This is a genomic window from Roseovarius confluentis (genome assembly GCF_002917925.1).
GTDB classification, from domain to species: Bacteria; Pseudomonadota; Alphaproteobacteria; order Rhodobacterales; family Rhodobacteraceae; genus Roseovarius; species Roseovarius confluentis.
On sequence record NZ_PPFE01000002.1, the window covers coordinates 152,388 to 171,572 of the forward strand.

General features: G+C 65.8%; 23 protein-coding genes. 17 read left to right on the top strand and 6 right to left on the bottom strand.

Annotated features, from left to right (window positions below):
* Positions 1-25: 25 nt before the first annotated feature.
* Positions 26-1,024 carry an LLM class flavin-dependent oxidoreductase gene (locus C2I35_RS05560; RefSeq protein WP_103762480.1) on the bottom strand — a complete coding sequence of 333 codons (999 nt, stop codon included), beginning with the start codon at positions 1,022-1,024 and terminating at the stop codon, positions 26-28.
* Positions 1,025-1,156: 132 nt separating this feature from the next.
* Between C2I35_RS05560 and C2I35_RS05565 the strand changes: the two genes are divergently transcribed.
* Positions 1,157-1,450: a DUF1330 domain-containing protein gene (locus C2I35_RS05565; RefSeq protein ID WP_103762053.1), complete on the top strand. Its 294-nt coding sequence runs from the start codon at positions 1,157-1,159 to the stop codon at positions 1,448-1,450.
* A 254-nt stretch (positions 1,451-1,704) separates the two neighbouring features.
* On the top strand, positions 1,705-2,931 hold the full coding sequence (locus C2I35_RS05570) for a PQQ-dependent sugar dehydrogenase (protein WP_211286113.1): 1,227 nt from the start codon (positions 1,705-1,707) through the stop codon (positions 2,929-2,931).
* Positions 2,932-2,991: 60 nt separating this feature from the next.
* Here C2I35_RS05570 and C2I35_RS05575 read toward each other — a convergent pair whose 3' ends face one another.
* Together C2I35_RS05575 and C2I35_RS05580 are read right to left on the bottom strand one after the other, a co-directional pair.
* On the bottom strand, positions 2,992-3,384 hold the full coding sequence (locus tag C2I35_RS05575) for an META domain-containing protein (RefSeq protein WP_103762055.1): 393 nt from the start codon (positions 3,382-3,384) through the stop codon (positions 2,992-2,994).
* Positions 3,384-3,920 carry a TetR/AcrR family transcriptional regulator gene (locus C2I35_RS05580; RefSeq protein ID WP_103762481.1) on the bottom strand — a complete coding sequence of 179 codons (537 nt, stop codon included), beginning with the start codon at positions 3,918-3,920 and terminating at the stop codon, positions 3,384-3,386. The genes C2I35_RS05575 and C2I35_RS05580 overlap by 1 nt, the downstream gene beginning before the upstream one ends.
* Before the next feature lie 168 nt (positions 3,921-4,088).
* Between C2I35_RS05580 and phnC the strand changes: the two genes are divergently transcribed.
* The 5 genes from phnC to C2I35_RS05605 all read left to right on the top strand — a co-directional run bounded on the left by phnC (position 4,089) and on the right by C2I35_RS05605 (position 8,772).
* Positions 4,089-4,883 (top strand): phosphonate ABC transporter ATP-binding protein, encoded by a 795-nt coding sequence (gene phnC, locus C2I35_RS05585; RefSeq protein ID WP_103762482.1) that lies wholly within the window; start codon positions 4,089-4,091, stop codon positions 4,881-4,883.
* A 72-nt stretch (positions 4,884-4,955) separates the two neighbouring features.
* Positions 4,956-5,861: a phosphonate ABC transporter substrate-binding protein gene (gene phnD, locus C2I35_RS05590; RefSeq protein WP_103762056.1), complete on the top strand. Its 906-nt coding sequence runs from the start codon at positions 4,956-4,958 to the stop codon at positions 5,859-5,861.
* 68 nt (positions 5,862-5,929) lie between these two features.
* On the top strand, positions 5,930-6,817 hold the full coding sequence (phnE, locus tag C2I35_RS05595) for a phosphonate ABC transporter, permease protein PhnE (RefSeq protein ID WP_103762057.1): 888 nt from the start codon (positions 5,930-5,932) through the stop codon (positions 6,815-6,817).
* 11 nt (positions 6,818-6,828) lie between these two features.
* Positions 6,829-8,148 (top strand): phosphonate ABC transporter, permease protein PhnE, encoded by a 1,320-nt coding sequence (gene phnE / locus C2I35_RS05600; protein WP_103762483.1) that lies wholly within the window; start codon positions 6,829-6,831, stop codon positions 8,146-8,148.
* A gap of 6 nt (positions 8,149-8,154) precedes the next feature.
* Positions 8,155-8,772, top strand: a complete 618-nt coding sequence (locus C2I35_RS05605) for an LbetaH domain-containing protein (RefSeq protein WP_103762058.1) — start codon at positions 8,155-8,157, stop codon at positions 8,770-8,772.
* Between the two features lie 305 nt (positions 8,773-9,077).
* Here the strand turns inward: C2I35_RS05605 and C2I35_RS05610 are convergent, their stop codons facing one another.
* Both C2I35_RS05610 and phnF read right to left on the bottom strand, forming a co-directional pair.
* Complete coding sequence (locus C2I35_RS05610; protein ID WP_103762059.1) at positions 9,078-10,259, bottom strand: alpha-D-ribose 1-methylphosphonate 5-triphosphate diphosphatase; 1,182 nt, start codon at positions 10,257-10,259, stop codon at positions 9,078-9,080.
* A 64-nt stretch (positions 10,260-10,323) separates the two neighbouring features.
* Positions 10,324-11,085, bottom strand: coding sequence for a phosphonate metabolism transcriptional regulator PhnF (gene phnF, locus C2I35_RS05615; protein ID WP_103762060.1), 762 nt, complete (start codon positions 11,083-11,085; stop codon positions 10,324-10,326).
* 102 nt (positions 11,086-11,187) lie between these two features.
* On the opposite strand from phnF, the gene phnG reads away from it, so the two are divergent.
* From phnG to phnN, 9 genes are all read left to right on the top strand, one after another.
* Positions 11,188-11,631: a phosphonate C-P lyase system protein PhnG gene (gene phnG, locus C2I35_RS05620; RefSeq protein ID WP_103762061.1), complete on the top strand. Its 444-nt coding sequence runs from the start codon at positions 11,188-11,190 to the stop codon at positions 11,629-11,631.
* On the top strand, positions 11,631-12,203 hold the full coding sequence (gene phnH, locus C2I35_RS05625) for a phosphonate C-P lyase system protein PhnH (RefSeq protein WP_103762062.1): 573 nt from the start codon (positions 11,631-11,633) through the stop codon (positions 12,201-12,203). Before phnG ends, phnH begins: the two co-directional genes overlap by 1 nt.
* A 3-nt stretch (positions 12,204-12,206) precedes the next feature.
* Positions 12,207-13,295, top strand: a complete 1,089-nt coding sequence (locus C2I35_RS05630) for a carbon-phosphorus lyase complex subunit (protein WP_103762063.1) — start codon at positions 12,207-12,209, stop codon at positions 13,293-13,295.
* Complete coding sequence (gene fosX, locus C2I35_RS05635; RefSeq protein ID WP_103762064.1) at positions 13,292-13,711, top strand: FosX/FosE/FosI family fosfomycin resistance hydrolase; 420 nt, start codon at positions 13,292-13,294, stop codon at positions 13,709-13,711. Before C2I35_RS05630 ends, fosX begins: the two co-directional genes overlap by 4 nt.
* Complete coding sequence (locus C2I35_RS05640; protein WP_103762065.1) at positions 13,708-14,298, top strand: HAD family hydrolase; 591 nt, start codon at positions 13,708-13,710, stop codon at positions 14,296-14,298. The genes fosX and C2I35_RS05640 overlap by 4 nt, the downstream gene beginning before the upstream one ends.
* Entirely contained in the window at positions 14,295-15,164 is an 870-nt protein-coding gene (locus C2I35_RS05645; RefSeq protein ID WP_103762066.1) for an alpha-D-ribose 1-methylphosphonate 5-phosphate C-P-lyase PhnJ, read from the top strand. The genes C2I35_RS05640 and C2I35_RS05645 overlap by 4 nt, the downstream gene beginning before the upstream one ends.
* Positions 15,165-15,240: 76 nt before the next feature.
* A complete protein-coding gene (gene phnK / locus C2I35_RS05650; RefSeq protein WP_103762067.1) occupies positions 15,241-16,011 on the top strand; it encodes a phosphonate C-P lyase system protein PhnK in 771 nt (256 codons plus the stop codon).
* 43 nt (positions 16,012-16,054) lie between these two features.
* Positions 16,055-16,735, top strand: coding sequence for a phosphonate C-P lyase system protein PhnL (gene phnL, locus C2I35_RS05655; RefSeq protein WP_103762068.1), 681 nt, complete (start codon positions 16,055-16,057; stop codon positions 16,733-16,735).
* A 26-nt stretch (positions 16,736-16,761) separates the two neighbouring features.
* On the top strand, positions 16,762-17,301 hold the full coding sequence (gene phnN / locus C2I35_RS05660) for a phosphonate metabolism protein/1,5-bisphosphokinase (PRPP-forming) PhnN (RefSeq protein WP_342749717.1): 540 nt from the start codon (positions 16,762-16,764) through the stop codon (positions 17,299-17,301).
* Here the strand turns inward: phnN and C2I35_RS05665 are convergent.
* Positions 17,277-17,960: a DUF1045 domain-containing protein gene (locus tag C2I35_RS05665; protein ID WP_103762070.1), complete on the bottom strand. Its 684-nt coding sequence runs from the start codon at positions 17,958-17,960 to the stop codon at positions 17,277-17,279. The two genes, phnN and C2I35_RS05665, sit on opposite strands and share 25 nt — an antisense overlap.
* 47 nt (positions 17,961-18,007) lie before the next feature.
* On the opposite strand from C2I35_RS05665, the gene C2I35_RS05670 reads away from it, so the two are divergent.
* A complete protein-coding gene (locus tag C2I35_RS05670; protein ID WP_103762071.1) occupies positions 18,008-19,150 on the top strand; it encodes an alpha-D-ribose 1-methylphosphonate 5-triphosphate diphosphatase in 1,143 nt (380 codons plus the stop codon).
* Positions 19,151-19,185: the final 35 nt, after the last annotated feature.

The window sequence follows — 19,185 nt, forward strand, 5'->3', positions numbered from 1 at the left end:
CGCGGCTTAAAACTCTGGCCCGCTCTCAGGCGGCGTCGGCGGTGGTCATGTCGTGCAGGATCTCGGCGGCGATGCGGAACGAGTTGATCCGTGCGGCGTGGTCGTGGATCTGGCCGGTCAGGATCATCTCGTCGGGCTGGTAGCGGTCCTTTAGGGCGGCAAGCTGGGCGCGGACGGTCGCAGGCGACCCGGTCGCGGAGACGCGCAAGGCGTGGTTCACGCCGTCGGTCATCTGGGGGCCGATGGCCGCCTCGATATCCTCGACCGGGGCGGGCAGTTTGCCGGGCTGGCCGGTGCGCAGGCGGGCGAAGGCCTGTTGCATGGAGGTGCGCAGGTAGGCGCCCTCAGCGTCGCTGTCTGCGGCAAAGACGTTGGCGGCGAGCATGAAGTAGGGCCGGTCGAGCTGGGCCGAGGGCTGGAAGCGGGTGCGGTAGATCTCGAGCGCCTGATCGAGCGCGTCGGGCGCGAAATGCGAGGCGAAGGCATAAGGCAGGCCCAGATGCGCGGCCAGTTGCGCGCCGTAGAGGCTGGAGCCGAGGATCCAGACTGGCACGTGGGTGCCCTGGCCGGGATGGGCGGAGACGGGCGCGGCGGGATCGGCATCGGCGAAGTAGCCCATGAGTTCGACCACGTCATCGGGAAAGCGGTCGGCCTCGAGCCCGCGGCGCAGGGCGCGGGCGACGGACATGTCGCCGCCGGGCGCGCGCCCGAGGCCAAGGTCGATGCGGCCGGGATGGATGGTGGCGAGCGTGCCGAACTGCTCGGCGATGGTGAGCGGCGCGTGGTTGGGCAGCATGACGCCGCCCGCGCCGACGCGCATGGTGGTCGTCGCTTCGGCGATATGGCCGATCAGGACAGACGTGGCGGCGCTGGCGATGCCGGGCATGTTGTGATGCTCGGCCAGCCAGAAGCGGCGATAGCCCATCTTCTCGGCCGCGATGGCCAGATCGCGGCTGTTGGAAATCGCGGTCGCGGTGTCGTGGCCTTCGGGCACGGGGGCGAGATCGAGGACGGAATAGCGCATGGCGGGGCCTTTCATCTGTTGGATGTCATTTGGGGGTTGAGGGGCCCGAGAACAACCGTGCGGCGCGCCGGTGGCATTGCGCGTGCTGCCGCGTGCGGCCTAGGATTGGCGGATCGGACGGAGGGCAGGGCCATGGCGGCATACGTGATCGGGCAGATGGAGATTCATAGCCGGGACTGGATGGAGGCGTATTTCGCCAGGATTCCGGACGTCGTGGCGGCGCATGAGGGCCGGTTCCTGGTGCGGGGCGGTAACCCGGAGCGGTTGGAGGGCGAGGGTGCGTTGCCCGACGCGGCCTTTATCCTGGAATTTCCCGATCGCGCTCATGCGCGGGCATTCTGGCAGTCGGACGCGTTTCAGGAACTGGCAGTGCTACGCCGGTCAGGCTCGGAACTGAACGCCGTTCTGGTCGACGCGCTGGCCTGACGCGGGTGTGCCGTGCCGGTCATGCCGCCGTTTTCTACGATCCATGCCCACCGACTTTCATGCGGTACAGTTTCCGCCATAACCGAGATTTTTCTTGACGCTTAAGTTGTGTTCGTCCGAGCATCATACACTCTAAACGAAAAAAATAGACGAATGGGAGGACTACCATGGAACAACGGCTTTTATCTGCCGTCGCGGCACTCGTTGTGACGACCGCGGCACCCGCTGCATTTGCGCAGGGAAACGACGGAGCGATGGACGTACCGAAAATTACGCCATCGGCTGTCCTGGAGGAGTTGGACGCCCCCTGGGACATGGCTTTTCTGCCGGACGGCACGATGTTCTTCACCGAAAAATGCGATGGCCTTTCGGTCAGAACGCCGGATGGAACCGTGAATGCGCTCTACGGCATGAAGGATACCGAAGGCTACGCGGATACCGGCAGTGACCTTTTCTGCGAAGGGCAGGCCGGTATGCTTGGCGTGGCACCGGATAGCGATTTCGCGGAAAACCGCACGCTTTACCTCTACTCGACATCGGACAAGTATCACGGCGATGGCTGCAAGACCAACTTCGAGCGGTGTGACGGCAACATCGTGATGAAGTTCACGGTTAGCGATGACCTGACAAGCGTGTCCGACAGAACCGACATCGTTATGGATATCCAGTACAAGCCGTTCGATTCCGATCAGCCCTTTGGCGGGCCGGGCGCGCATAACGGCGGGAGGCTCCGCATTGGACCGGATGGATTTCTTTGGGTCACGGGTGGTGATCGTCACAGGGGGATCTGTCCGCAGGATGGCGAACTGCTTTGCGGTAAGGTCCTGAGGATCGACGGGGACGGCAATGCCCATCCCGACAACAATCCCCCCGAAGGTTATGATCCGCGCATCTACACCTACGGGCACAGGAACGTGCAAGGAATCGATTTCCGCCCGAGCGACGGCCGAGCTTTCACCGCAGAGCACGGGCCTTGGCATAACGACGAGATCACGGCGCTTGTGAACGGTGGCAATGCCGGATGGGATCCTGCCCAGAACACGGGTGGCCGGGGCGAGTGCCCGGATGAGTACTGTGGCTACGAGCCGAACCAGACGGAAGGCATGGACCCGGCGATCCGCGCGGCCTACACCCCGATGAGCGACACGCGGTTTGATGACCTGATGCCGCCGTCGTGGAACAACAACGGCTTTTCTCAGGGCACCGGGTCGGCCGCGTTTCTCACAGGGGAAAACTGGGGCATCTACGAGGGTCGCCTGGCCGTCGGCATCATGGGAATCGGGTTCGGTGACACGCCGATCGGGTCCAGGATCGACATGATCAGCCTCACGGATGATGGCATGGGCATCAACACCATCACGCGGATGCCGCTTGGCTTTTCAGAGAGATTCCGTGGTCTTGCCATGGGGCCCGATAACGCGCTCTATGTCGCCACGGATGAGGGCACGATCTATAAGGTGACCGCAGAAAGCATGCAGTAACCATGTAGAATGATCGCCCGCGCTCCTGTTCGGGCGCGGGCGTTTTTTATCCGGCAAGCCTCAATCGACGGCGCGGAAGATCATCTCGCGGCCCTCTGGGGTGCTGAGGATCAGCGTGGATTCGGTGACTTCCGCGAGGCTCATGGCACCGAGCGCGTCCAGAAACGCGGTCTCGCGGTCAAGTTCGGGACAGGCGCGGCGGGTGGTGCCGATCTCGGCGGCTTCGAACCACGGGTAGGGTTGCAGCTGCGCGGCGAAGTAGCGGTTGCAGGGCGCCTCACCGACGATCTTGCCTTCCTCGGGGAAGGTGATGGTGGCAGTCGCGTCGAAGGCGGTGCCGTCGATTTCCGTGAGCTGCCACGTCTTGTCCGCCGCGCCGTGGCCCGAGAGGGTTTCATCGCCGCTGCAATTCACCAGGGACACCACCAAGGGCACCGTCAGCAGGCCGCGCATCACCGCAGGGCCAGCACCAGGTCGACGAGCGAGCCTATGGCGCTGATATGATCCGCCGGGCTGGCATTGCCCAGCGACGTCATGCCGATGGCCGAGGCATAGAGGATGCGGGCCATCTCTGGGTTGTCGATGCCGACCTCGGAGAGCAGGTTCTGCAGCGCGGCGAGGCGGGCGTCGTCGACATCGTTGACCGCGGCCCGGGCGATGTCGTCGGAATTGGCCCAGGCGCGCAGGGCGGGTTCGGTGGCGTCGGGGGCCGCAAACGCCTGGGCGAGGTTGCGCAGGCGGGCCACCTCGGTGCCGCCGTCATTCATCAGGTCGGGCAGGCGGGCGATGCTGTCGTCGCGCCACGCGGCCAGCAGGGCGTCGTGATAGGCTGGCACGTCGCGGAAATGCCAGTAGAACGAGCCCTTCGAGACGCCCAGGCGCACCGCCAGCGGTTCGGCCTTGAGCGCGGTCGGGCCGAGTTCGGATAGCGCATCGAGCCCGGCGGAGAGCCAGTCGCTGGACTTCAGACGTGTGGATGCGCGTGCCATGATTTCGGGATACGCCCGCGCAGGGCGCAATGCAAGCGTTCCGCCGCGATGCAGCATGGGCGCGCAAAGTGTCGCGGACCGGCGCGCGTTACAAAAGTTTTACCGCAGCGTCACAGAAGCTTCTGAAACCCTGCGTAGGTGTGCGCCGAACGACCGGGGGACATGAGCGTGCTTGAGATTACCAAGCTGACGAAGGTTTTTGGCCAGCACAAGGCCGTGGACAACATCACGTTCAGCGTGGAGAGACCCGCCATGATCGGCATTATCGGCCGGTCGGGGGCAGGCAAGTCGACCTTGCTGCGGATGCTGAACCGGCTGACCGATGCCAGCAATGGCAGCATCGTGTTCGAGGGCCGGAACGTGACCGCCCTGCGAGGTGCCGAGAAGCGTGCGTGGCAGTCGGATTGCGCGATGATCTTCCAGCAATTCAACCTGGTGCCGCGCATGGACGTGGTGAGCAACGTGCTGCACGGCACGCTCAATCGCCGGTCCACCTTTGCGACGATGTTCAACCTGTACCCGCAGGCCGATATCTACCGCGCCATCGCCATCCTCGACCGGCTGGGCATTGCCGAGCACGCGCCGAAGCGGGCGGAAGCCCTTTCCGGCGGCCAGCAGCAGCGCGTCGCCATCGCGCGGGCGCTGATGCAGGAGCCCAAGATTGTGCTGGCCGACGAGCCGATTGCCAGCCTCGACCCGATGAACGCGCAGCTGGTCATGGACGACCTGCGGCGCATCCACGAGGAAGACGGCCGTACCGTGGTGGCGAACCTGCACACGCTGGATACGGCCCGCAAGTACTGTGACCGGGTGATCGGCATGCGCGACGGGCGGATGGTGTTCGACGGCACGCCCGAACAGCTGACCACCGGCGTGGCGCGCGACATCTATGGCGCCGACGCAGGCTTTTCCGAGGCCGCGACCTCGACCGCGATCGAAACGCCGGAGCGCGAGATTGCCTGACCCTACGACCCTGAAATTCATCTGCACGCCGGTCACGGGGGCCGGTGGCAACAACCCGACTGGAGGACCAAGATGAAGAAACTGATTGCTGCCCTTGCGGCCACCACTGCCATGACCGCGCCTGTCATGGCCCAGGAAATCGAAGAGTTCCGCATCGGTATTCTTGGCGGCGAAAACGCCCAGGACCGGCTGAGCTCGCACGAGTGCCTGAAGAACTACACCGAGGAAGCGCTGGGCGTGGAAACCAAGCTGTTTGCCCCGGCCGACTATGCCGGTGTGATCCAGGGCCTTGTCGGCGGCACGCTGGACATGGCGTGGCTGGGCGCGTCGGGCTATGCCGCGACCTATCTGCAGGACCCCGAGGCGGTCGAGCCGGTGCTGGTCAAGATCAACCTCGACGGCTCTTACGGTTATCATTCGATCGGTTTTGCCCGCAAGGACAGCGGCATCACCTCGCTGGAAGATATGCAGGGCAAGGTTTTCGGCTTCGGTGACCCGAACTCGACCTCGGGCTATTTGATCCCGTCGATCGAGATCCCGCAAAGCTCGGACGAGATCACGATGGAATCCGGCGACTATTTCGGTGAAGTGAAGTTCACCGGCGGTCACGAGCAGACCATCGTTGCGGTCAACAACGGCGACATCGACGCCGGCGTGACCTGGGCCGACGGCCAGGGCAACTGGGAAGACGGCTATAACTCCGGCGCGCTGCGCAAGGCCGTGGATGCGGGTCTTGTCGACATGAACGACCTGGTGGAAATCTGGAAGTCCAAGGCGATCCCGGAAGGCCCGATCGTGCTGCGCAAGTCGCTGCCCGCGGACGTGAAAGAGACGATGGTCGCCCTGGTCGACGGCATGTACGAGACCGACAAGGACTGCACCTACTCGATCTCGGCCGGCGAAAGCCTGGGCTTCGATCCGATCGACCACGACGCGTACCTGTCGATCATCGAGGCGCGCAAGTCCAAGTCGCAATAAACGCGACACATCATAGATGGCGGGCCCCGCGAGCGGGCCCGCCATTTGCATATTTCCCGAGAGGCTTCATGGCAGATGTGACCCAATCCGGCGGCGCGCGGCCGCTGAGCGACATGCAGGCGACCTACATGGCGCAGGTGTCGAGGCGGCGGCTTTATTCGGGGATCACGTTGCTGGTCTTCATCCTGTTGATGGTGTCGGGGTTTCGCCTCGCCGAAGAGCGCAATGGCGGGTCCTTCATCGGGGGGCTGGACAATTTCTTTGATTATCCCGGCGAGGTGGTGGCCGAGGCTGTGGAGAAGATCGGGCAGCTTCCGGCGCATTTCGTGACGTTTTTCCCAGCGCTGCTGGAGACGGTGAACATCGCCGCGGTCAGTACGCTGGTGGGTGCATTGGCGGCGGTCGTGCTTTCGCTCTTGTCCACCCGCGGGCTGGCGCGGTTCCCGAGGCTGGTGCCGGTGTTCCGGCGGATCATGGACATCACCCGCGCGGTGCCCGAGATCGTGATCGCGCTGATCCTGATTTTCGTGCTGGGCGGCGGGCCGGTGCCGGCGATGATCGCGATTGCGTTCCACACGTCGGGGGCGCTGGGCAAGCTGTTCTCGGAAGTGAACGAGAACGCGTCGCTGAAGCCGCTGGACGGGCTGGAATCGGTGGGTGCGACGTGGAGCCAGCGGATGATGCTGGGGGTGGTGCCGCAGGTGGCGCCGAACTGGCTGAGCTATGCGCTGATGCGGTTCGAGATCAATATCCGTGCCTCGGCGATCCTTGGCTTCGTGGGCGCAGGGGGCCTTGGCTACGAGCTGAAGAACGCGATCAGCTGGGGGCAGGGGCGCTATGACGAGGCGGCGGCGATGTTCCTGATGCTGTTCGCCACGATCATCCTGTTCGACCAGCTGTCGAGCCATTTCCGGGACCGGCTGGTTCACGGACGCAAGGTGGAGATGCACCGATGAGCGCGACGTCGATGAACACCAAGGTGACCGATACCGATGCGCTGATGGCGCAGACGGCCACGCTGTTTCAGCGCAAGCGGATGGTGGCCTTTGGCGTGCCGGCGCTGATCCTGGCCTATTTCGTCTATGTGTTTTTCGCCTTCGACGTGCCGGGGCTGATGCAGAGGGCGAGCGCCGAGAACGCGCGGGCGCTGGTGGCGGATACCTATAGCTACAAGGTGCACGTGACGCGGGACAACCGCGATGCCAGCGTCGAGGTGGCCATCGAGGGTGAGCGGAAAGGCGAATATCCCGAGGGCGAGGCGCCTGAGTGGGTGGAACTGGGACGTGACACGGTGATCGACCTTGGGGACGGTCACATGGTGGTCTTTGGCCCCGAGACGATCAGCTATGACGTGCCGGGATACGGAGTGATCCGGGCGACGCCCAGCCGCAGCCAGGGCGTGGTGCAGGAGTTTCCGGACGGCGAATTGCCGGAGTGGATCAACAGTTCCAAGAACCGGCTGGCGATCACGACCGAGGCGGGGCGCTTGTCGGTCACGCGCAACCGGGCGGAGGTGTTTCGGTACTTCACCGGCTGGGAGCTGTTTTTCTTCACGCTGGACAGCCCCTATCACGGGATGAGTTTCGGACAGGTGATTGGCCGCGCGTTCAGTGGCGAGGCGGGCGAGATCTGGGACGATTTCTGGTATAACGAGATGTGGCGGCATTCGGACGTGATGTGGGCCATTTTCGAGACCATCCTGATGGCGTTCCTGGGCACGATGGGGGCGGCCATAGTGGCGCTGCCCGTCGCGTTCATAGCGGCCAAGAACTTTGCCCCGCTGAAGACGGTACGCTTCGCGTTCCGGCGTCTGTTCGACTTCCTGCGCGGGGTCGATGCGCTGATCTGGACCATCGTGCTGACGCGGGCGTTCGGGCTGGGGCCGTTGACGGGCGCGCTGGCGATATTGCTGACGGACACAGGCTCGTTCGGGAAGCTGTTTTCCGAGGCGCTGGAGAACGTGGACGAGAAGCAGATCGAGGGTGTGCAGTCGACGGGCGCCAAGCCGGTGCAGCGGTATCGGTTCGGTGTCATTCCGCAGGTGACGCCGGTCCTGCTGAGCCAGGTGCTGTATTACCTGGAGAGCAACACGCGGTCGGCCACCATCATCGGCGCGATCACCGGGGGTGGGATTGGCCTGTTGCTGACGCAGGCGATCATCACCCAGAAGGATTGGGAAGAGGTGACCTATTACATCGTCCTGGTCGTGCTGATGGTGATCTTCATGGACTGGGTGTCGGGGATGCTGCGGCGGCGGCTGATCCAGTCGGATGACGCGGGGCACTAGGGCAGGATGCCGAAGCTGAGTGCCGACGCGCCGCTGATCCATCCGGAGTGCGCGATTTCCGACAGTTCCTTTGGTGCCTTTTGCGAGGTGGGCCGGGGAAGCCGCGTGGCGCAGTCGGTTTTCGGGGATTATTCCTATTGCGACCGGATGTGCGATATCGCCAACGCGCAGGTGGGCAAGTTTTCCAATATCGCGAGCTTCGTGCGGGTGGGCGCCACGGATCATCCGCTGGACCGGGCGAGCCTGCATCATTTCATGTACCGGTCGGCCAGTTACTGGGACGACGCGGAGGATGACGCGGAGTGGTTCGGTCGGCGCAAGGCGCGGCGCGCAGTGATCGGACATGACACCTGGCTGGGGCACAATGCGCAGGTGAAGCCGGAGGTCACCGTGGGGCACGGGGCCGTGGTGGCGTCGGGCGCGGTGGTGACGCGGGACGTGGCGCCTTACACGATTGTCGCCGGAGTTCCGGCGGTGCCGGTCAGGGCAAGGCTTGCGCCGGAGGTGGCGGAGCGGGTTATGGGCCTGGGCTGGTGGGATTGGTCGCATGACCGGCTGCGTGCGGCGTTGGAGGATTTCCGGGAGCTGCCGGCGGAGGCGTTTTTGGAGAAATACGAAGGGTGAGGCGCGCGGTGGGTTTGAAACCCACCCTACGGATTGGCGTGATGCAGTGCCCTTTCCATATTAAAAGGACGGCCCGAAGGCCGCCCGGTTTGGTCATGAAAAATGCTTGGTGTTCGGGGACAAGTGAACGAGGTCTGTATGGCCGAGTCGTGCAACAGGGATGTGTCGGCTCGGTGAAAGCTGGGTGACAGGCCGAAGCGTTTCACCTTTAACCTGCGCCATCAGCTGAAGGCGAAACGCGTGCAACGATCGAGTGTTGCGCGGCGTATCACGATAAGCTGTGACACAGTTCATCGAGAAACGCCTTACTCTGCGGCCATGGCAAGTTCGGTGCCCGCGCCGAAGAAGCGGGTGGCGGCCTCGCCTGCGAGATGCGTGATGCGGCCGGCGCAGAGGGTGGCCTCGATCTGGCGGGTGGCTTCGTTCACCACCACGAGGTCGGCGCGGCGGCCATAGTCGATCTCGCCCCGGTCGGGCAGGCGCATGATGTGCGCGGGGGTGCTGCTGATGAGCGCCCAGGCGGAGGGAAGCGTGCGCAGGCCCTTGTCCACGAGCGCGAAGGCGGCGCGGGCCAGCGACGGGTAGTGGTAGTCGGACACCAGCGCGTCGCAATGGCCGGCCTCGATCAGGTCCTCGGCGGCGGCGTTGCCGGCCTGCGAGCCGCCGCGCACCACGTTGGGGGCGCCCATCAGGACCGGGTCGCCCACCGCCGTGGCCAGCCGGGCGGCGGCGCGCGTCACCGGGAATTCGCAGATCTTGGCGCCGATCATCGAATAGGTCTCGCGCGTTTCGGCGTCGGGGTCGTCATGGCTGCCGTAAAGGACGCCGCGGCGGTCGAAGCCCTCGGCAAGGCGACACAGGAAACGGGGCACGAAGGTGGCGTTCTTCTTGGCGGCGCGCAGCGCGGCGAGGTGTTGCTGCGGCGAGCGGCGGGCCTCTTCGGCCCAACGGGCCAGCGTGGCGGGCCGGGTCTGGGCGGCGTCGAGCGCGTCATCGAGGTGGTTGTTGAAGACGACGTAGTCGATGTCATGCGTGTCGATCAGCGCAAGCAGGCGCTCGGCGCTGTCGGTGAGATGCGTTTCGCAGCGGATCTGAAGGCGCAGGTCGGTCTGCATCCGGGGGCGGTAGGCGGCGAGCGCCTGGGCCAGCGCCTCGGCCTGGTCGGGCGCGCGGTGGCCACCTTCCCAGGACCAGCTTTGCGCCAGCCAGGCGGTGGTGATGCCGTTCGAGGCGGCGTCGCGGTCGGTGGCGGCCAGACCGTCGAGAAGCGGAAACGGCGCGGAGGGGCGCGGCGCGATGTGGCGCTCGAACGCGTCGCCATGCAGGTCGATGATACCGGGCAGGACGAGATAGCCCGAAAGGTCGACCTCGGGCAGCGGGCCCTTGCCGATGACGCCCTGCCGGACAACGACGGAGCGGCGTTGCAACTCGCCGTCGCGCAGGACGCGCGCGCCTGTCAGGCGCATGTCGCAGGGTTTCGGGGCCATCACACTGCTCTCGCTCGTTTCGTGTCAAGGTAGCGTGGGTTTGTATCGTGGGAGTGACAAATGGTTAATTCTGCGTGTCTTTTTCTGGTGCATTTTCGGGCAGGGCGTCGCCGAGGGTCAGCGTGACCTTATCGCCGGAAAACCACGTGCGGCCGTATTCCAGCGGATGGCCGTTCGGGTCGAGATTGAGCGAGACGGTGCGCAGGAGAGGCGCGCCTTCGCGGATCTGAAGGTGGCCCGCCTGGGTGGGGGAGGCCAACCGCGCGGCGACGCGCGTCCAGGCGCGGGTATAGTCGGGGATGCCGACGGCGCGGAGGCTTTCGGTGATGGAATTGTGCCGGCGCAGGGCATCCGGCAGGTCAGGCAGGCGGGCAGCCGGAAAGGCGGAGCGGAAAAGGGCAAGCGGCTGGTCATCGGCGAGCGAGAGGCCATCGTAGGAATGCACGAGGTCGCCGGGGGCGAGGGCCAGCGCTTCGGCCTCGGTGGCGTCGGCGGCGCGGGTTTCGATCAAGTGGGCGCGGCGCGAGGGCAGGCGACCGGCGGCGCGCAGGTTGGTCTGGAACCGCACGCGCTCGCCCAAAGGGTAATCGGTTGGCTTTTGAGCGACGAAAACTCCCGCGCCGCGGCGGGGAAAGACGGTGCCGGCCTCGGCCATGTCCGCGAGCGCCCGGCGAACGGTGTGGCGGTTGACGCCGAAGCGGCGGGCCAGTTCGGCCTCGGTAGGAAGCTTGTCGCCGGGGGCGTAGCGGCCCGCCGCGATGTCGTCGGTGAGCGTGGCGAGAATGGATTTCCAGACAGGCGTTCTTGGGGCGGTATTGGGCGGCATGTCATGAAACTTTCACGGGGTGGGGGCTTGGCGACTCGGGGGCGATGCGCTATAGATTTGTCTAGTTGTATAGTAAGTTAGACAACTTCGCAAGGTGTCTAGATGACCGAAAATTCCGAGAGACAGGCGTGGATGAGCACGCTGGCCAAGGCCCCCGCCGCCGACCTGGCGCGGCTGTGGGAGGGGCTTGGCCTGAAACCGGAGCACGAGATGCTGCGTGCGCCGGAGGTTGGGGCGGTGATGGTGCGCGGCCGGACCGGGGCGACGGGAGCGCCGTTCAACTTGGGCGAAATGACGGTGACGCGCTGTTCGCTGCGGTTGGGCTGTGGCGCGGTTGGGCATGGCTACGTGCAGGGGCGCAACAAGGGTCATGCGACGAACGCCGCGTTGGTGGATGCGCTGATGCAGACCGAGGATGCGGGCCGGGTGCGCGAGGGGATCGTGGGGCCGCTGACCGAGGCGTTGGTGGCGGCAAAGGCGAAGCGCCGGGCCAAGGCGGCGGCGACCAAGGTGGAGTTCTTTACCATGCAGCGGGGAGAGGATTGATGCACACCGAGGCACTGACAGGCGGGTTCGGCGATGCGCCGGTGGATGCGGCACGGGCGTTTCGCGGGGCGATGAACGCGATGGCGCGGCCCGGGCGGATCGAGGACCTGGCAGGGGCCGTGCCGCCTGCGCCGTTGTCGGTGGCCGCCGGGGTGCTGGTGCTGACGCTGTGCGATGCGGAGACGCCTGTGTACCTGGCCGGAGACTTTGATGCGCCCGCCGTGCGGGAGTGGATCACGTTTCACACAGGCGCGCCTTTCGCGGGGCCGGGGCCGGAGGGGGCGATGTTCGCGCTGGGGACGTGGGAGGCACTGGGCCCGCTGGAGGCGTATCCGGTGGGGACGCCGGAATACCCCGACCGGTCGACGACATTGATCGTCGAAATGTCGGAACTGGTGGCGGAAGGCGCGGTGCTGCGCGGGCCGGGCATCAGGGAGACGGCGCGATTGAGCCTGCCCGAGGTGGCGGCGTTCCAGCGCAATGCGTCGGCGTTTCCGCTGGGCCTGGATTTCTTTTTCACCTGTGGCGACCGCGTGGCGGCGTTGCCACGAACCACGAAAGTGGAGGGCTGAGCCATGTATGTTGCGGTGAAAGGCGGCGAGCGGGCCATTGAAAACGCCCATGCGTGGCTGGCCGAGGAACGGCGGGGCGATACCGGCATTGCGGAACTGTCGGTGGCGCAGATCCGGGAGCAATTGAGCCTTGCCGTCAATCGGGTGATGGCGGAAGGCTCGCTATACGATCCGGACCTGGCCGCGCTGGCGATCAAGCAGGCGCGGGGGGATCTGATCGAGGCGATTTTCCTGATCCGGGCCTATCGCACGACGCTGCCGCGGTTCGGTGCGTCCGAGCCGGTGGAGACGGACGAGATGGTGTGTGACCGCCGGATCTCGGCCACGTTCAAGGATGCGCCGGGCGGGCAGGTTCTGGGGCCGACCTTCGACTACACGCACCGTCTGCTGGATTTCAAACTGGCGGCCGAAGGGGACCTCCCGGACGCGCCGGAGGCGGCGGCATTGGAGGCGGCGGTGCCGCATATCACCGGGTTTCTGAACCGCGAGGGGCTGATCCAGACCGAGGACGAAAGTGACGCCACGCCGCCGGACCTGACGCGCGAGCCGATGGAGTTGCCGGCGAGCCGGGCGCTGCGGCTGCAATCGCTGACGCGGGGCGACGAGGGGTTCGTGCTGGGCATGGCGTACTCGACCCAGCGGGGATACGCGCGCAACCACGCCTTCGTGGGGGAGCTGCGCATCGGCACGGTGGAGGTCGAGATGGAGGTGCCCGAGCTGGGGTTCGCCATCGGGATCGGCGAGATCACCCTGACCGAATGCGAGACGGTGAACCAGTTCAAGGGGTCCAAGACAGAGCCGCCGCAGTTCACGCGGGGCTATGGGCTGGTCTTTGGGCAGACCGAGCGCAAGGCGATTTCCATGGCGTTGGTGGACCGGGCGCTGCGCTGGAAGGAATTGGGCGAGGATGACGTGGGCGCGCCGGCGCAGGACGAGGAGTTCGTCCTGATGCATGCCGACAACATCCAGGCGACCGGGTTCCTGGAGCACATCAAGCTGCCGCATTACGTGGATTTCCAGAGCGAGCTGGAGCTGGTGCGGAAATTACGGCGCGAGGCGGAAGGCCAAGAGGCGCGGGAGGCGGCGGAATGAGTGCGGGGCTGTCGCATATCACCTTTGTCTGTGCCGATCTGGACCGGATGCAGCGGGTGCTGGAGGAGGTTCTGGAGGCGCGCTGTGTCTATGCCAGCGGGCCCGAGCAATTCTCGCTGTCCGAGGAGCGGTTTTTCATGGTGGGCGACGTGTGGGTCGCGATCATGAAGGGCGCGCCGCTGGCAGAGCGGACCTATAACCACGTCGCGTTCAAGGTGGACGAGGCCGATTTCGAGGCGCGCGTGGCGCGGATCGAGGCGCTGGGGCTGGAGATGCGTCCGCCGCGGGCAAGGGTCGAGGGCGAGGGGCGATCGGTGTATTTCCATGCGCCGGATGGGCATTTGCTGGAGTTGCACACGGGCACGCTGGAGGAACGGTTGGCGCGGTATGCGCGCGGACGGGAGGGCGTGGCGTGAATATCGTATTCGATATCGGCAACGTATTGATCGCCTGGGATCCGCATGCGGCGTTCCGGCATGCGTTCGACAGCGAAGCAGAGATCGACGCCTTCCTGATAGACGCGGATTTCTATGCCTGGAACCTCGAACAGGATCGCGGGCGCACCCGGCAAGAGGCGGTGGCGGCGGTGCCGGCGGGCCATGCTGCTTTGCTGGATGGGTATTTCGACCGGTTTCACCTGACGATCCGGGACAAGATCCGTGAGACATGGTCGCTGATGGAGCGGCTGCGCAGCAAAGGGCATGCGATTTACGGCCTGACCAATTTTGCCGCCGATACCTGGCCCGTCGCGCTGGAGGTGCATCCGCAGCTGGGCGAGGCGTTCGAGGACGTGGTGGTGTCGGGGCATGAGGGGCGGATCAAGCCCGACCGCGAGATCTATGACCTTCTTTGCCGGCGCAACAAGCTGAGTCCGGGCGACTGCCTGTTCATCGACGACAGTGCCGCGAATGCGGCAGGCGCGCGCAAGGCGGGCTGGCAGGCGCATCATTTCACCTCTCCCGACGCGCTGCGCCGGGACCTGACAGAGCGGGGGTTGCTGTGAACGAGTACAATTTCGCCTATCTGGACGAGCAGACCAAGCGGATGATCCGGCGGGCCATTCTGAAGGGGCTGGCCATTCCCGGCTACCAGGTTCCGTTCGCGTCGCGTGAAATGCCGATGCCCTATGGCTGGGGCACGGGCGGCGTGCAGGTGAGCGCGGCGACGCTGGTGCCCGAGGACCGGATGAAGGTGATCGACCAGGGGGCCGACGATACGACGAACGCGGTGTCGATCCGCAAGTTTTTCGAGCGGACGGCGGGCGTGGAGACGACCGAGGAGACGGGCCGCGCGACGCTGATCCAGACCCGGCACCGGATCCCCGAGGAGACACTGACGGAGGACCAGATCCTGGTCTACCAGGTGCCCATTCCCGAGCCGCTGCGGTTCCTGGAGCCGCGCGAGACCGAGACGCGGAAGATGCATGCGCTGGAGGAATACGGGCTGATGCATGTGAAGCTCTACGAGGATATCAGCCAGCACGGGGCGATCGCCACCGCCTATGCCTATCCTGTGAAGGTGGAGGGGCGTTACGTGATGGACCCGTCGCCCATACCGAAATTCGACAACCCGAAGATGGAGATGGCGGCCATTCAGCTGTTCGGTGCAGGGCGGGAGCAGCGGATCTATGCGCTGCCGCCGTGGTGCGAGGTGGTGAGCCTCGATTTCGAGGACCATCCGTTCGAGCCGAGCAAGGCGGAGCATGACTGTGACCTGTGCGGGGCCGGGGACAGCTACCTCGACGAGGTGATCGTGGATGATGCGGGCGGGCGGATGTTCGTCTGCTCGGACACGGATTACTGCCGGGGGCGCCGGGCCGCCGGGCATGTGGGGGCGCAGGGCGTGCCCTATGAGGAGGGTGCGGCATGAGACACGGGGCGCAAAATTTTTGGAAAAATTTTGGAGCGGATTTTTCGAAAAATCCGTGTGCGGGAGGGCTGGCGTGATGACTCCGCTTTTGCAGGTGCGCGATGTGGCGAAGTTCTATGGTCCCCGGGTTGGATGCCGGGACGTGTCCTTCGACCTTTATCCGGGCGAAGTGATGGGGATCGTCGGGGAGAGTGGATCGGGTAAATCCACGCTTCTGGGCTGCCTCGCCGGTCATCTGGCTCCTGATGCCGGCGAGGTGATATTCGACACCGCGGTGGAGGGGCCACGCGATACGCTGAGAATGTCCGAGCCCGAGCGGCGGATGCTGGGGCGGACGGACTGGGCCTTCGTGCATCAGCACGCGCGGGATGGTCTGCGCATGGGTGTGAGTGCGGGGGGCAATGTGGGCGAGCGGCTGATGGCCGTGGGTGCGCGACATTACGGGGACATCCGCAGCAGTGCGATCGACTGGCTGGGCCGGGTGGAGATCGCCGAGGACCGGGTGGATGACCGGCCCACGGCGTTTTCCGGCGGGATGCAGCAGCGGTTGCAGATCGCGCGGAACCTGGTGACGGGGCCAAGGCTGGTGTTCATGGACGAGCCCACGGGGGGCCTTGATGTCAGCGTGCAGGCGCGGCTGTTGGACCTGTTGCGCGGGCTGGTGCGCGAAATGGGGCTGAGCGCCATCATCGTGACGCATGACCTGGCGGTGGTGCGCCTGCTGGCGGACCGGCTGATGGTGATGAAGGACGGGCATGTCGTCGAGACGGGTCTGACCGACCAGGTGCTTGACGATCCTCAGCATGGGTACACGCAGTTGCTGGTTTCCAGCGTGTTGCAGGTGTGAGCCGTCGGGATTTGAGTATTTTTGGCAAGAAAAAGGCCGGGTCATGATCGAGATCGAGAACGTGTCGAAGAACTTCGTGCTGCACAATCAGGGCGGCGCGGTCATTCCGGTGATGGCGGGGGCGTCGCTGTGCGTCGCGGCAGGCGAATGTGTGGCGCTGACGGGGGCGTCGGGCGCGGGCAAGTCGACGCTGATGCGGATGATCTATGGCAACTACCTGGCCGCGTCGGGGCGGATCGTGGTGGGGGGCGTGGACGTGGCCCGGGCCGAGCCGCGCGAGATACTGGCGTTGAGGCGCGAGACGTTGGGGTACGTGAGCCAGTTCCTTCGGGTGGTGCCACGGGTGCCGACGCGGGAGGTGGTGGCCGAGCCGCTGTTATCGGTTGGAGTGGACAGGGATGCGGCCATGGCGCGGGCCGAGGAGTTGTTGGGGCGGTTGAATATTCCCGAGGGGTTGTGGGGGCTGAGCCCGACGACATTCTCGGGCGGCGAGCAGCAGCGGGTGAACATCGCGCGCGGTTTCGCGCATGGCTATCCGGCGATGCTGCTGGACGAGCCGACGGCGAGCCTGGATGCGGCCAATCGCGAGACGGTGCTGAGCCTGATCGAGGAGGCCAAGGCGCGGGGCACGGCGATTGTCGGGATTTTCCATGACGAGGCGGCGCGGGCGCGGGTGTGCGACCGGGAGATCGACGTGTCGGTCTTTACCCCGAAGGCGGCGTGATGTGTGCCTTGGGGCATAGGGGGCGGTTGATCGGCGTTGTCGGGCCGTCGGGCGTGGGCAAGGACAGCGTGATGCAGGCGCTGGCAGCGCGGCACGCGGGCGTGCGGCTGGTGCGCCGGGTGATCACGCGGGACGCGGGGGCGGGCGGTGAGAATTTCGAGGCGGTGAGCGCGGACGGGTTCGAGGCGCGGGTCCTGGCGGAGGCGTTTGCGCTGCATTGGCAGGCGCACGGGTTGCGCTATGGCGTGCCGGTGGCGGTGAATGAGGACCTGGCGGCCGGACATCTGTGCCTTGTGAACCTGTCGCGGTCGGTTCTGGCCGAGGCGCAGGCGATGTTTCCCGGCTTTGCGGTGGTGCATCTGACCGCACCGGTTGCGGTGCTGGCGGCGCGGTTGGCGGCGCGCGGGCGGGAAAGCGCCGAGGTGATCGCGGCGCGGCTGGAACGGGCCGGGTTTGCCTTGCCTGATGGGCTGGACCGCGTAATCCGGGTGGAGAATACCGGGACCGTGGCCGAGGTGGCGGAGGCCGTCTGGACGCAGCTTCAGCCGGAGAGGGTGGCGCGATGAATAAAGTGGAATCGTCCCTGGGCATCTTCACCGCAGAGGCTGAGCGTGTCGAGGGTAAAGGGGCGCGGGATCAGTGGTGCGACCACTGGCTCGAGAGTCGCGTGGAGCCGGCGCGCCTGCGCCTTGGGCAGTTTGCCCGACAGGGTGTAGTGGCAGCGGAACTGGTCCATCACGTAGGGGTAGCCCCAGTGCAGCAGCAGCGCGTCCTGTTCGGGCGTGAGGCCGGACGCGCGGCGGCGGGCGAGGTCGGCGTCGGTGAGGGCTGCGCGGAACGGGTCGAGCGTGCGGACGGTGTCGGCGGCAAGGCGGTTGAGCGGCCCGGTGTCGCCGGTGGGCACCAAGGCCAGGAAGCGGCCGAGTTGCGCCAGTTCCAGCCCGTCGAGCGTGACCGGCGCGGCAAGATCGCAATGTGTGGTGAAGGCGGTCAGGAGGTCGCTTTCCGTCCAGCCCTCGGCCAGGTGGAAGGGTGGCTTGATCGTCGCGTGAAAGCCGTATTTGCGGGGCGTGCCGGTGATGTCATCCCACGGGGCCGGAAGGCCCTCGATGTCGGGCGGCGTGGTCGGTTGGCCACTTTCCACGTCCCAGCCGAGCCAGTCGGCACCGAACCGGCCAAGGGCACCCTGCGGCGTGTGGTAGACAGCGTAGCGTTGGAAAGCCATGTGCGCGGGTTTGCCGATGTTTCAACTTCAAGACAAGTGATGGTTCCATGACAGAGACGTTTTGCCTTGCCAATGCCAGAGTGATCCTGCGGGACCGGGTCATGACCGGCCGCGTGACCGTGGAGGGTGGCGTGATCGCCGGGATCGAGGAGGGTGACCAAGTGGACCCTGGGGCGATCGACTGCGGGGCTGGCTTCGTGGCGCCGGGGCTGATCGAGCTGCATACCGACAACCTGGAGCGGCATATCCAGCCGCGGCCCAAGGTGGACTGGCCGCATAACGCCGCGATCCTGGCACATGACGCGGAACTGGCGAGTACCGGAATCACGACGGTGTTCGACGCGATGCGGGTGGGGTCTATCCCGACGGGGCGTGGGCGGTACCTGGCCTATGCGCGGGGCCTGGCAAGCGAGCTGTGGGCGCTGCGCGAGGAGGACGCGCTGAAGATCAGTCATTTCCTGCACCTGCGGGCGGAGGTGTGTTCGGAAACGCTGGAGGAGGAGATGGCGGAGTTCGGCCCGGAAGACCGGGTCGGGATCGTCAGCTTGATGGACCATACGCCGGGGCAGCGACAGTTCCGGGATGTCACCAAGCTGGCCGATTACATGAAGGGCAAGCACGCGCTGTCGGATGCGGAGTTCGAGGCGCATGTGGCGCAGTTGAAGGGGCTGCGTGACGCCAATGGCGACCGGCACGAGGCGGCGGCGGTGCGCGAGGCGGCGCGCTATGGTGCGGTGCTGGCGAGCCATGATGATACGACCGAGGCGCAGGTCGAGACCTCGAAGGGCTATGGCGTGGCGATGGCGGAGTTTCCGACCACGGTGGAGGCGGCGGAGGCCAGCCACGCGCGGGGCATCGCGGTGATCATGGGCGCGCCGAACCTTATTCGCGGCGGGTCGCATTCAGGCAACGTGGCCGCGGGGGACCTGGCCGAGGCCGGGCTGTTGGATGTCCTGTCGTCCGATTACGTGCCTTCGGCGCTGCTTCTGGCAGCGGTGAAGCTGGGGCAGGACTGGGGCTGCATGGCGCGGGGGCTGGCGACGGTGACTGCGGCTCCGGCGAAGGCCGTGGGATTGCAGGACCGGGGCGAGATTGCGCCCGGCAAGCGGGCGGACCTCATTCGCTTCGACCTGCGCGGCGGGGCGCCGGCCCTGCGCGCGGTGTGGAGCCGGGGAACCCGCGTGGCGTGAGACGGGGATGGTGGGTTTTCACCCACCCTACATGG

Bases quoted from the DNA above. Each gene is read 5' to 3' on its own strand.
- C2I35_RS05575 (WP_103762055.1), bottom strand. From the start codon at position 3,384: ATGCGCGGCCTGCTGACGGTGCCCTTGGTGGTGTCCCTGGTGAATTGC.
- C2I35_RS05630 (WP_103762063.1), top strand. From the start codon at position 12,207: ATGTATGTTGCGGTGAAAGGCGGCGAGCGGGCCATTGAAAACGCCCAT.
- phnH (WP_103762062.1), top strand. From the start codon at position 11,631: ATGCACACCGAGGCACTGACAGGCGGGTTCGGCGATGCGCCGGTGGAT.
- fosX (WP_103762064.1), top strand. From the start codon at position 13,292: ATGAGTGCGGGGCTGTCGCATATCACCTTTGTCTGTGCCGATCTGGAC.
- phnE (WP_103762483.1), top strand. From the start codon at position 6,829: ATGAACACCAAGGTGACCGATACCGATGCGCTGATGGCGCAGACGGCC.
- C2I35_RS05565 (WP_103762053.1), top strand. From the start codon at position 1,157: ATGGCGGCATACGTGATCGGGCAGATGGAGATTCATAGCCGGGACTGG.
- C2I35_RS05560 (WP_103762480.1), bottom strand. From the start codon at position 1,024: ATGCGCTATTCCGTCCTCGATCTCGCCCCCGTGCCCGAAGGCCACGAC.
- C2I35_RS05580 (WP_103762481.1), bottom strand. From the start codon at position 3,920: ATGGCACGCGCATCCACACGTCTGAAGTCCAGCGACTGGCTCTCCGCC.
- phnF (WP_103762060.1), bottom strand. From the start codon at position 11,085: ATGCCGCCCAATACCGCCCCAAGAACGCCTGTCTGGAAATCCATTCTC.
- C2I35_RS05570 (WP_211286113.1), top strand. From the start codon at position 1,705: ATGGACGTACCGAAAATTACGCCATCGGCTGTCCTGGAGGAGTTGGAC.
- C2I35_RS05665 (WP_103762070.1), bottom strand. From the start codon at position 17,960: ATGGCTTTCCAACGCTACGCTGTCTACCACACGCCGCAGGGTGCCCTT.
- phnL (WP_103762068.1), top strand. From the start codon at position 16,055: ATGATCGAGATCGAGAACGTGTCGAAGAACTTCGTGCTGCACAATCAG.
- C2I35_RS05610 (WP_103762059.1), bottom strand. From the start codon at position 10,259: ATGGCCCCGAAACCCTGCGACATGCGCCTGACAGGCGCGCGCGTCCTG.
- phnD (WP_103762056.1), top strand. From the start codon at position 4,956: ATGAAGAAACTGATTGCTGCCCTTGCGGCCACCACTGCCATGACCGCG.
- phnK (WP_103762067.1), top strand. From the start codon at position 15,241: ATGACTCCGCTTTTGCAGGTGCGCGATGTGGCGAAGTTCTATGGTCCC.
- C2I35_RS05605 (WP_103762058.1), top strand. From the start codon at position 8,155: ATGCCGAAGCTGAGTGCCGACGCGCCGCTGATCCATCCGGAGTGCGCG.
- C2I35_RS05670 (WP_103762071.1), top strand. From the start codon at position 18,008: ATGACAGAGACGTTTTGCCTTGCCAATGCCAGAGTGATCCTGCGGGAC.
- phnG (WP_103762061.1), top strand. From the start codon at position 11,188: ATGACCGAAAATTCCGAGAGACAGGCGTGGATGAGCACGCTGGCCAAG.
- phnE (WP_103762057.1), top strand. From the start codon at position 5,930: ATGGCAGATGTGACCCAATCCGGCGGCGCGCGGCCGCTGAGCGACATG.